The following is an 11,411-nucleotide window of genomic DNA, read 5'->3' on the forward strand; positions in this document are numbered from 1 at the left end:
TCACTGCTGCCTCTCCCCAAGCCTCTTCTATCTATTGAATTGATTATAATGCACAATAAAATAAAAAGCATAATCCTGTAAATTCGATTACAATATAAATACTATAAATCCAAAAATCGGGATTAAAGTAAATAGCATTCAGGAGGCACATGCATGCGCAAGCCAGCAGAAAAAGGGATACGGCGTAAATATTTACGACTGACCATTTCATCATTGATCATCTGTTCGATAGTGGTCGCGGGAATTTATTTTTTCATGAACAAGCAGCAAGACGAACACCGGGCCGAATACACGGAACTCAGGGAGAAACAGGAGATGGTGAAAGAGCTGTCCGACTCGGTGAATGAGCTGTTTTTCCGGGTCAGGGGGTTTTACTCTTTCAAGTATGAGCAGGATCTGGAAATTGCCTTTGCGGAACTCGACAATCTGAAGAGCCTGATCGCACGGATGAATACCTTGTCGTTGTCGGAGGATGAGCGGCAGCCGATTGCAGAATTGAGCGAGTTCCTGGGAAGTTATGAAAGCGAATCGCTGCCGAGGTCGATTGCAGCGGTGCGAGCGGATGATTATGCGCTGGTGCGGGAGATTTCACGCAGCGGCACCAACTCGGAGGTCAACTCATTCATCGCTTTTGCCGAAAATTATGAGCGGGCATCTGAAAGAAGCCTCGAGCAATTGAACCAAAGCCTGTTAAGCGAAAGCCAGAACTTTTCCTTTGCGCTGATGCTGCTCTTTCTCCTGCTGTTCCTCATTGTCGCATTTATTATTTTGCGCGCATTGAACGATATTGTGAAACCGCTGGAAGGCATGCGCGAATCGATTGAAGGCTTTGTGGGCGGCGAAGATGTCGCTTATAAGCCGCTTGAGCGTTCTGACGAGCTTGGTATTTTATCGAGGACTTTCCATAATATGATCCAGACTATCCGCGGGAATCAGGAAGAACTGACTGCGCAGAACCAGGCGCTGCTGCTGAATGAAAGCGAACTCCAGGAAAAACAGACGAAGCTGGAAGAATCGCTGGAAGAAACAGAGAAGACCAAAGAGCAGCTGATTCGCTTCAATGATCTGAATCACATCCTGTCGTTCACCTTGGATAAGCAGAAATTGGCCAACGCTACACTCCAGTATTTTATTGATACCTACGAAATTGACAGCGGGGTGCTATGGCTGCCTGAGTCAGGGGAATTCGCATTGGAAGGATTTACGGAAAGCATGTTCATGCAATTCCGGGAAGAGCGGACACCTTACCTGTTGGAACGGCTGAAAGACCGCGAATCGTTCACCACCAAACGGGAAGCTATGCATGAACAAGGGATCGCGCTGGAATCGGTATATGTGAGCGATTTGTACGCTTCTGTGAAAAACACAGAACAGGAAAATATCGCGCTGATCGGACTGTCGCGTGTAGGACGGACTTTCTCGAAAGAAGAAGAGCTCGATATCAGCGGGCTGCTGAACCGCATCCATTTGGCGATCGATCGCATTCAGCTCTATGACGCCGCCATCCATGAACGGACGTTGAACGAACGCATCATCAACAACATTAACGAAGGAATCCAGTTCATTTCGAAAAATGGCAATATGGTACAGCACAATAAAACCATGTGCAACATACTGGATTGCGGCGATATTCCGCTTGATGCAAATGTGGAAGCGGAAGTCTGGACCCGCTATATGGCTGAACAGACAACCGATCCTGAAGCGATGCTGAAATTCCTGCATAAATGCATCGATGAAAAAAAGGTGGTTTCGAGCAGTTTCCAATACACCGTCAAAGACCCGGATGAACGCGTAATCGACGTTTACAGCACATCGGTCGTGGTCGACAAAGAGAAAACGGGAACGATTTTCGTGCACCGGGACGTTACGCGGGAACGCGAAGTCGACAAGATGAAATCCGAACTGGTCAGCACTGTGAGCCATGAACTGCGGACACCGCTGTCGAGTGTCCTCGGCTTTACCGAGCTCCTGCTGAACAAACAGCTTAAGCCCGAAAAACAGGAACGCTACCTGAAAACGATCTATAAAGAAGCCAAACGATTGACCAACCTGATCAATGACTTTTTGGATCTGCAGCGCATGGAATCCGGCAATCAGGTCTACCGCATGGGCAAATTGTCGATGAGCGAGATGATCATCGAGACGGCTGAGAAATTCCGGACGCAATCGACCCACCCGATCATCATCATCGATGATGCGTCCGATGTCGTCATCGAAGGTGATCGCGAACGCCTGGCACAGGTTTTGATGAATGTTATCGGCAATGCCATTAAGTTCTCACCGATGGGCGGCAATGTGACGATTTCCCTGAAGAATGACTCCAAAAACCTTCATGTGTCGGTAAAAGATGAAGGAATCGGCATTCCGACTGAAGATATTCCGAAGTTATTCTCCAAATTCCAGCGCATCGATAACAGCTCACGCCGGAAAATCGGCGGAACAGGCCTCGGCCTTGCCATCTGCCAGGAAATCATCGGAAAACACGACGGGCGTATTTGGATAGAGTCGCAGGAAGGGCTTGGCACATCGGTCCACTTTGAATTGCCGCTGCTGTCTGAAACGACCGAATACGTCTATCCCGAAGGTGCAGAAGGCAATCCGCTGGTGATGATCGTCGAAGACGACATCAGCCTTGCGTTGCTGCTGTCTGAGGAACTGAAGCTGAACGGATTCAAAGTGATCTATCACACGAGTGTGGAAGAAGCGTTTAACGAAGCCAAACGGTCACGGCTTGTCGGCGCGGTGGTCGATATCATGCTCGGCGAGGAACTGACCGGCTGGGATCTGGTCGACATGATGAAGAAAGATTCGGATACGAAAGATATCCCGATTGTCATTTCGTCCGCCTTGGATCCGGTTTCGGATGAACAGAAGTTCACCCAGATCAACCATTACTTGACCAAGCCTTACGCATCTGTCGATCTTTCGAAATTAATGAAAAAACTGCTGAACGACCAGCACCAGGACGGCGTCATCTTCTATCCTGAGAAAGAAGCTGTGTCAGAGTGAATGGGATGGGAGAGAGTTTTTAAATACACTAAAAAACGAACAGGCCTGTTAGGGGCTGTTCGTTTTTTTTAGCATGTTGAGAAAGAAAAGTAAGGAATCGATATTCCGCAAAACAGCTTCGCTCGCCTGGGGGGCTTGCAAAACACGTGCTCCTGCATCGCTGCGCTAGCTTCGTCGCAAAGACTTGACCTTGCAAGCTTCGGTCAATGTCTTTCCTGCAGGAGTAAGAGCGAGTCCTGAGACCCCGCAAGAGCGAAGCGATGAGGAGGCTCAGGCCGCTCCCTGCGGAAAGCATCCGGCTAAAACGGAATGATTATAGAAATTAAAGTTTCTCCACCAACCAAAAACGAACAGACCCTCTCCGGGTCTGTTCGTTTTTTCACTATGAAGCGACTATCTTCTCCACCAGCTCCAACAATTCCATCGGGCTGAAGGGCTTGGACATGAAATGATTCGCCCCTTTCCGCATTGCATTTTCACGGTCTGCGTCTTGCGCTTTGGCCGTCAGCATCAGGACCTGCGTGTCGATCTGGTCATTCCGGACTTGCTCCAGCACCTCGAGGCCGGTCAGGTAAGGCATCATGTAATCCAGGATGATCAAGTCGTACTCGTTCTCCCGAATCTTTTCAAGCGCCTCACGCCCGTCTTCCGCTTCTTCGATGTCAAAATCGTCTTCGAGCGTATCGGCAATCAGGATGCGAAGAATATCTTCGTCATCTGCCACTAATATTTTTTTCATTTATATGTGCCTCCTAAAACTAAGATGAGATCCCTTTGCGTTTCATATCGCCCCAATGGGCTTTTTTGCGGAACGCGGCGAAGATTCCCTGGACTCTCCACAGGACCATAAGCGGTCGGTACCAGAACGTTTCGGTCAGCGCCCAGAAATAAAGACGCAGCAAGTGGGAAGCTTTCGGATATTTATGGAGCGTCAATTCCTCCAATAGCACGGCCAGTGCTGAAATGAGTGAGCCATAAAAAATCGTCACTAAAAAGAGGATGCCTGCTGTATAGGGATCGATGAGTGAAAAGAAGAAGCCGCCGAAAATCAGGAAATAGCCGACAAACTCGAATACCGCTCCGAGAAGCTCCACAAACAGAAAGTATGGCATGGAAAAAAGTCCGACAGAACCGTATTTCGGATTCAGCATCATCTTCCGGTGAGACCACAGCGTTTCAAATAATCCGCGCTGCCAGCGGATCCGCTGCGATCGCAGAACGTCCAGCGATTCTGGTGCTTCGGTCCAGCACACGGGATCCGGAACATATTCGATCCGCTGCTTCGACTTTTCTTCACGGAGCAGCCGGTGCAGCCTGACGACCAGTTCCATATCTTCGCCGACTGTGTTTTTATTGTATCCGCCCGCTTGAATGACGCGTTCTTTATTAAAGACACCAAAAGCGCCAGAAATGATGAGCAGGATATTCAAATGGCTCAATGCGAGCCGGCCGATCAGGAATGCGCGGAAATACTCCACGATTTGCATGAGCACAACCGGGCTTTTCGGCAAATCGATCGCTTCCACTTTGCTCCGCGAAATGGTGGAGCCGTTGGCAATGCGGACAGAACCGCCCGTCACTATGATTTGGCCATCCGATTCGATGATGGGTTTCATGGTTTTCAGGAGTCCGTCGTTTTCGACGATGGAATCTCCGTCGATTGCGCAGAAATAAGGATAGGAGGACAGATTGATGCCCGCATTCAAGGCATCCGCTTTCCCTCCGTTCGCTTTCCTGATCAAGCGGATATACGGAAAAATGGACGATTGATAGATGGCTTCGACTTCAGCCGTTTCGATATGCATGCGGACAGCGAACGGAATTTGCTTCATCTGGAATTCTTCGATCATGCGCTCAGATGTTTTATCTTTCGACCCGTCGTCAACGACAATGATCTCTTTTTCAGGATATTCCAGTGCCAGCAATGACCGGACCGTGCTGGTCACCCCCACTTCTTCGTTATAGGCAGGAACAATGATGGAGACGGGATACGTGTTCAAGTTGCCGATCAGGTCTTCAGTGGACTCCGTTTTGTCGAGCTGATCCTCTCTCTTCACCTTTCTGAATGCCAGCATGAAAAAGCCCAGGTAACTCAGACTTGAAAAAAGCATATAAGCGATAACAATATAGGCTGTAAATTGAAAAAAGGTTTGCATCAGGTTTCACTTCCTAAAAGAGACGCTTTCCACTGGGACGCCATATCGCGGGCAAAGCGGTCTGGATGATTGGCGGACAAGTGGGACAGCAGGATATCGCCATCTGAAAACTGCACCAGCGCTTCTGCTGCCGAATAGCGGACCCACCAAACCGGATCGCCGAGCAGCGTGCTGAGCGTTTCTTTGAATCTGGACAATTGCAGCCTGCCGGCTATGCGGGAAGCATACATCCGCTCGGGCCAGGACGATGACTCGAGGAACGGCAGCAATAAGCCGGGATCGGAAAGGTATTGCATATTAAGGATGGCTTTCAATGATTGGATGCGCATTTCGCCTTCCTGAACCCGCAATTCATTTTCAAGATACGGAAGGAATGAAGTCAAACCCGCCAGGCCAATATAGGAAATGGCCGCATGCTTCAATGCGCTATTGGTCTTTTCATTCCGCAATGCGGCATCCAATTCTTTCAATCGTGTACTTTCATCGAGCCGTTTGAACACATCGGTGTACAACCGGACCGGTGCGTCGGGATACCGCGCCAATGCAGGGATGGTGGCCGTTTCGTCCAAAGAGGCCAAGGTGCGGATCAGCTGCTGGGTTTCCAGGTCCAGCTGAGTGCTCTTATCAAGTTTTTCTTTCAGCACAGGCTTCAAGGACTCCATACGAAAATCTTCAATATAGTACAGCGTATTCATTCGCAGCGCCCAATTTTTGCGCGACAGCTGTTTAGCGTAATGCGCCGACAGGAACTCTTCCGACAATCCTTTGACCAGCGGAGAAGCGACGCCGCCTTTTGTCACTGAAACATAGCCGTTCAGCAAACGTTCCAGAACAACGATTTTATGCGGATTGCTGCGGATTTCCTGGATGAACCGGTCATCGGAAGGGTCCAGCATATAGGAACTGAACACGTCGATCAACGCTTCATATTGCTGGGTGATCGCTTCTTCTTTAGCCGACAGCCGCTGCTTGCGCAAGGCTAATGCGAGCAACAGGATGAGCTGGCCGGCGAGCAGGGAGATGCTGAGGATCAAATAGAAAATCAGGCTCATTTGAACATCCTCTTAGTGAGCCGCTGGACGCGCGCCACCACTTCCTGGGCATAGAACGGTTTGACGATATAATCATCTGCGCCGCTTTTCAGCGCCAGGACAATGTCGGCTTCATTGTTGCGGGAAGTCAGCATGGAAATGATGATATTGTCATGAGGGTACCGGCTGCGAACATGATTCAAGACTTCGAGGCCATCCATTTTCGGCATGACACCGTCGAGCAGGATCATATAATTTTCTTCCGGTTTATACCAATCCGATTCCACGAAACTGGCGCCTTCAGGGTATTCTGCTATGTGAAGATCGAATTCTTCCGGTTTCCATCCGGCAAATTGCTTCGTGATCAGTTTGCGCACAAGGGAATCATCGTCGACAATGATGATGTTCAAGTTGCGCTTGAGCTCCTTTTCATCCTTTTCGTGGATGATTTGGGCCGCTGCGGTCAATCCGTCGTAAAGCGTCCCTTGAGAAATCGCATCCTGGCTGCGCAGGCGGTTACGGACATAAGCCGTTAAAAAGTCCATATCGACAGGTTTGGCAATAAAATCAGTGGCGCCAATCTCCATCGCCTGTATCCGGCTCTCAATCCGGTCGTCCGCGCTGATGACGGCGATCGGAAGAAAGCGGGTTTTGGCCGCTTCATGAATCTGGGTTACGAGGTCAAAGCCATCGGCATCGGGCAGATTGCGGTCCACAATGACCATCTGTGGCAGAAGTGTATTGAAAAATTCCAGCCCTTTCTTGCCATCAAGCGCAATAACGACCGAAACACCTTGTGCTTCCAAAGTTTCTTTAACGGCAGCTGCAAAGTTCGCGTCCGCATCTATCACCAGAACAAACGATTCTTTGGGCGCCGCATTATCAGAAGAGCTCACGGCTGCTGCCAACACCGGTTCGTCTGAGGTGAAAAAGGCTGTAAATGTCTCCATAAGTGCTGTTAATGTTTGGAGCGGCACTAACGCTGTGCTGTCTTCCGAATAAAACTCCAGCTGATTTCCGCTGAACACGGAAAGATCCATCAGCCCGATTGTGCCGGCCGTGCCTTTCATTGTATGTAAAAAACGGTATACATCCCGTTCCTGAACGTGCTGCTGCGTCTGCCACCTGGAAAATTCCTGTTCCATTCTATTGGCAAGCATTGTCTTGTATTTTGTCGAAGCCATGCTGATCCACCTTCTTTAGCAATTTCTGGATAGTAGTCATTATACTATACATAGGCATAGCATATGGTCATAAATATACTATTAAATACTATCTCTGATATAGTAATTTGTCATTAAAATACATTCCAAATAAAAAGACACTTTGATGTCCGCCATCAAAGTGTCCTGCATGTTATGGCCGCAACGTCAGCCAGCTGCCGACATGGTGCACGGCATTCCCTTTATAGGCGGGATTGCCGGCGTAATGCGCAGTGACTTTCGCTAGCTCCTGGTTCATGAAGGCTTCGCCTTCTTCCGCAAACGTGATGATGCTGCCTTCATCGGTCACGCCGGTTTCAACTCCGACAACAACGCTTTTCCCAAGGCGCTGGGCCATCGCCATTTCGTTTTTGACGATGTCGATGATCATTGGCGCCGAATCACGGTAAGCCATGATCGTTACACCCGCCGTATTGCCGATGATCCACTCTGCCAACAGCCCTCTGCCGAATGTGTTCTTGTATTTGATTTCATCAAACCAGAACGGCATATCGGCTTCGAGCGGAATGCCCAGTTTCGCGGTGCTCGTGCCGGCTCTTTTAATGAGTGTCTGGAACGATTTGATCGTTGCCGACTGATTTGATGTCCAGCCGCTGTACAGATATGGTTCCACGTCCAAATGGACGCCGGCGAATTTCGCATTTTGTGCAGCCGTTGCCTGATAATCAGTCACCCATGCCAGAAAACGGTCTTGATTGATATAGCCTTTCGGCGCCACCCATGAAGGGGCTCCGTCAAGCGCGTAAACGGCGATGCCTTTCGCTTGTGCTTGGGCGATGAAGCTGCCGTAAGCCGCTTTTGAAATGTCCGGGTCGACCTGGACATAAACTTTGTTCACTTGTTTGCTTTCGATGAACGCCAATGTGCCCGCTTCATCCTGAACGAACATCCAAGGATTCCACAGCCATGTAGCCAAAGCCTGCTCGGGTGCTTCACTTGCTTGGGCCTGCCCCTGTGCGCTGAATGCCATCAATGAGAAAAATACCACGAACATGATCACCACTTTTTTACCCATATTTAATTTCCTCCATTCTGTAGGCCGCGGCTCACAGAATGTGTGCCTGGCAACCTGACAACCGTGCACCGGAAGAGCGGTGGGTAGGCTCATAGCTTTGCGTCCTTACCTTTCGGATAAGTTTGCCTTTTTCAGATTATTATTTCTTATCTTACTGTATTTAAATGGCATATATCTATAGACTTTTGAACCATTAATGCGGAGCAAATCAAAAAGCTGCAAATTTTCATTTTGCGGTGCCGATTATTGCAATCAATCAAAACTGCCCTTCACACCATCCCTCAGCCACTTCGCAGTCAGCGTTTCCGCCTCCAGCATCGCTTCCGGTGTGCCTTCAAACAGGACTTCGCCGCCTTTCTTCCCTCCGCCTGGGCCCATTTCAATGACCCAGTCGCTCGCGGCGATGAAGTTCAGATTGTGCTCGATGAGGATGACTGAATTGCCTTTATCGACGAGCCCCTGGAATACGGCCAATAGATGGGCATTGTCTTTTGTATGCAGACCCAATGACGGTTCATCCAGCAAATAGATTTGCCCTTCTTTTTTCAGGTGGCTCGCGAGTTTGAGGCGCTGCACTTCGCCGCCGCTTAACGAACTTGTCGTTTGGCCAAGTGTCAGGTAGCCCAATCCTACATCCTTCAACGTATCCACTTTCTTGACGATTTTCGGCATTTTCAAGTATTCGTTGGTTTCGTCGATCGACAGTTCCAGAATCTCGACGATATTTTTGCCCAAATGGCGATGGGACAGCGCTTCATCTGAATAGCGCGTGCCTCTGCAGGCTTCGCAGGTGACGGTCACGGGATCCGCAAAAGCCACATCCGGCGTGGTGACGCCTTTTCCTTCGCAGACTGGACAGGCTCCAAGCGAATTAAAGCTGAACAAGCCCACGGGCTGCCCCGTCTCTTTGGCCAGAATCGACCGGATGTCATCCATGATTCCCATATAAGTGGCAAGTGTCGAACGGCTGGATGTTCCGATGCTGCCCTGGCCCACCGAAATGGTTTCAGGATAATTGTCGGCAAAGGCTCCGAACATCAACGAGCTCTTGCCGGAACCGGAAACGCCGCATACCGACACCAGAACGTTTTTCGGAATATCCACACTGACATCTTTCAAATTATTAGCTGACGCATTTTGGATTGAAAAACTGCTTTCTGCCTGTCGCGGTGTTTTATTGACAGTAACTTTATGATCCAAATCGGTGATGGCGGACGCTTTCTGCAAGCCTGCCTGCGCACCCTGATAGACCACTTCACCACCGGTCGCGCCAGCGCCTGGGCCCATTTCGATGATTTCATCCGCCGTCTTGATGACCGCCAGATTGTGTTCGATGACGACCACGGTATTGTAATTGTCCCGCAAACTTTTGAGCATATGCGTCAGCTTCTCGATTTCTTCCGGATGCAGTCCCGCACTCGGTTCGTCGAAAATATAGGTGATGTTATTCAGGCTGCTGCCCAAGTGACGGGCAATTTTCACGCGCTGCGCTTCGCCGCCGGACAGGGTGCCCACTTTTCGCGCCAGACTCAAATAGCCAAGCCCCAGGTCGACCAGCTGTTTGACACTCGGATATACTTGCTGCGCAATCGATGTGCCAACCGGATCTTTTATTTTCGCCAGCTCATCCAGCAAATCCGTCATTTCCAGCCGGTCATATTGCGCGATATTCAACCCGTTGATTTTGCATTCCAGCACTTTCGGATTCAATCCGGAACCTTCACAGGTCGGGCACGGCGTACGCGCAGTCATCGCCAGCACGTCTTCCTGGGATACGATTTTCAATTTCGTGAGGTCCCGGTTAATGTACAGGCGAATAAACCGGGGAAGGAGGCCGTCCCATTCGATGTCCCGATTGCCCACTTTGTAATAATACTTGCTGAATGCCCGCTCGCCTTCCGGCGGACCGTAGACCAGCATATTGTATTTTTCTTCCGTGAAATCTTTGATGGGGAGATCGGGGTCGAACAATCCGCCGTCCACCATCCATCTGCCTTGCCAGCCGGGCGGCGCCAGCGGCTTAAAGCGCACCGCGGAGTCCCGGAGCGACTTCGTGTGATCGATGAGCTTGTGGATATCAGGCGCAACAATTTCTCCGAAGCCGCTGCATTCCGGGCATTTGCCGAACGATGAGTCACTCGAAAACTCAGTCGCTGAACCGAGCGGCGGGCTGCCGATCCGTGAAAACAGCAATCGGATCAACGGGTCGATATCCATATACGTGCCGACAGTCGAGCGGGAATTTCCTCTCACCGGTTTCTGCTCCACAACGACCACCGGACTGAGATGCTGCATCAAGTCGGCGTGTGGCCGCTCATACCTCGGCATCTGATGCCTGATGTAAAGCGGATAGTTCAGCGTCATCTGTCTTCTGCTTTCAGTCGCCAACGTATCGAAGACAACCGAACTTTTTCCTGAACCCGACAAGCCGGTGAACACATTTATCTTTTCTTTCGGTATATTCAAATCGATATTCTTCAAATTATTTTCCTGCAGCCCTCTCAGGATGATTTCATCTCTTTTTTCTGCCATGGTGAATTTCTCCTTTTTCAATCAACTCAGGGGAATGACCCACTAAATACATGAGTTCCCTGTTTTGGTGGGTCTCACACAATTGTTTATTGCTGAAGGAATAAACAATTGTGTGAGCCAGCTGATTTTGCGGATTTCTGAGGCGGTTTTGGTGGGGGAGCTGAATTATTTGGGCTTTTTTAGGAGGAGGATTGGCTGAAAATTGGGTTATCCGCGGCTGGGCGACGTTTATCCGCGGCTGCGGGCTGTTTATCCGCGCCTAGCAGGCATTTATCCGCGGCTAGAGCTGTTTTATCCGCGCCTAAACGCGATTTATCCGCGGCAAGCTTTAGCAACCAATTTCCACAACCCCACTGGTTAATTGGGCTTTATTTAAATGAAAAATTGTATTTTGACCAGTTTTTTTATTGATTTCGTCATTGTGGAGGCTACGCCTTACGGAAAG

The 11,411-nt window shown here is 49.7% G+C and carries 7 protein-coding genes and 1 riboswitch; of the genes, 1 reads left to right on the plus strand and 6 read right to left on the minus strand.

The genetic code is table 11. The features are described 5' to 3' along the window. The first annotated feature begins 153 nt into the window (after positions 1-153). Positions 154-3,009: a hybrid sensor histidine kinase/response regulator gene (locus CXF70_RS13420; protein WP_101803100.1), complete on the plus strand. Its 2,856-nt coding sequence runs from the start codon at positions 154-156 to the stop codon at positions 3,007-3,009. Between the two features lie 382 nt (positions 3,010-3,391). Here the strand turns inward: CXF70_RS13420 and CXF70_RS13425 are convergent, their stop codons facing one another. The 6 genes from CXF70_RS13425 to CXF70_RS13450 form a co-directional block, all read right to left on the minus strand. After that, on the minus strand, positions 3,392-3,748 hold the full coding sequence (locus tag CXF70_RS13425) for a response regulator transcription factor (RefSeq protein ID WP_084242837.1): 357 nt from the start codon (positions 3,746-3,748) through the stop codon (positions 3,392-3,394). 19 nt (positions 3,749-3,767) lie between these two features. Beyond that, positions 3,768-5,165 (minus strand): glycosyltransferase family 2 protein, encoded by a 1,398-nt coding sequence (locus tag CXF70_RS13430; RefSeq protein ID WP_101803101.1) that lies wholly within the window; start codon positions 5,163-5,165, stop codon positions 3,768-3,770. Further along, positions 5,165-6,217, minus strand: a complete 1,053-nt coding sequence (locus CXF70_RS13435) for a HEAT repeat domain-containing protein (protein ID WP_145990733.1) — start codon at positions 6,215-6,217, stop codon at positions 5,165-5,167. Before CXF70_RS13435 ends, CXF70_RS13430 begins: the two co-directional genes overlap by 1 nt. After that, entirely contained in the window at positions 6,214-7,380 is a 1,167-nt protein-coding gene (locus CXF70_RS13440; protein WP_101803102.1) for a response regulator transcription factor, read from the minus strand. The genes CXF70_RS13435 and CXF70_RS13440 overlap by 4 nt, the downstream gene beginning before the upstream one ends. A gap of 172 nt (positions 7,381-7,552) precedes the next feature. Further along, on the minus strand, positions 7,553-8,434 hold the full coding sequence (locus CXF70_RS13445) for an amidase (RefSeq protein ID WP_084242840.1): 882 nt from the start codon (positions 8,432-8,434) through the stop codon (positions 7,553-7,555). 45 nt (positions 8,435-8,479) lie between these two features. Next, positions 8,480-8,571, minus strand: a riboswitch (cyclic di-GMP riboswitch). A gap of 115 nt (positions 8,572-8,686) precedes the next feature. Continuing rightward, positions 8,687-10,966, minus strand: a complete 2,280-nt coding sequence (locus tag CXF70_RS13450; protein WP_101803103.1) for an excinuclease ABC subunit UvrA — start codon at positions 10,964-10,966, stop codon at positions 8,687-8,689. Positions 10,967-11,411: the final 445 nt, after the last annotated feature.

This window comes from Planomicrobium sp. MB-3u-38, from assembly GCF_002836425.1.
In the GTDB taxonomy this organism is placed as follows: Bacteria; Bacillota; Bacilli; order Bacillales_A; family Planococcaceae; genus Planococcus; species Planococcus okeanokoites.

What these genes read in the sequence shown, in the direction of transcription:
- CXF70_RS13420 (WP_101803100.1), top strand. Translation starts at nt 154, where the DNA reads ATGCGCAAGCCAGCAGAAAAAGGGATACGGCGTAAATATTTACGACTG.
- CXF70_RS13425 (WP_084242837.1), bottom strand. Translation starts at nt 3,748, where the DNA reads ATGAAAAAAATATTAGTGGCAGATGACGAAGATATTCTTCGCATCCTG.
- CXF70_RS13430 (WP_101803101.1), bottom strand. Translation starts at nt 5,165, where the DNA reads ATGCAAACCTTTTTTCAATTTACAGCCTATATTGTTATCGCTTATATG.
- CXF70_RS13435 (WP_145990733.1), bottom strand. Translation starts at nt 6,217, where the DNA reads ATGAGCCTGATTTTCTATTTGATCCTCAGCATCTCCCTGCTCGCCGGC.
- CXF70_RS13440 (WP_101803102.1), bottom strand. Translation starts at nt 7,380, where the DNA reads ATGGCTTCGACAAAATACAAGACAATGCTTGCCAATAGAATGGAACAG.
- CXF70_RS13445 (WP_084242840.1), bottom strand. Translation starts at nt 8,434, where the DNA reads ATGGGTAAAAAAGTGGTGATCATGTTCGTGGTATTTTTCTCATTGATG.
- CXF70_RS13450 (WP_101803103.1), bottom strand. Translation starts at nt 10,966, where the DNA reads ATGGCAGAAAAAAGAGATGAAATCATCCTGAGAGGGCTGCAGGAAAAT.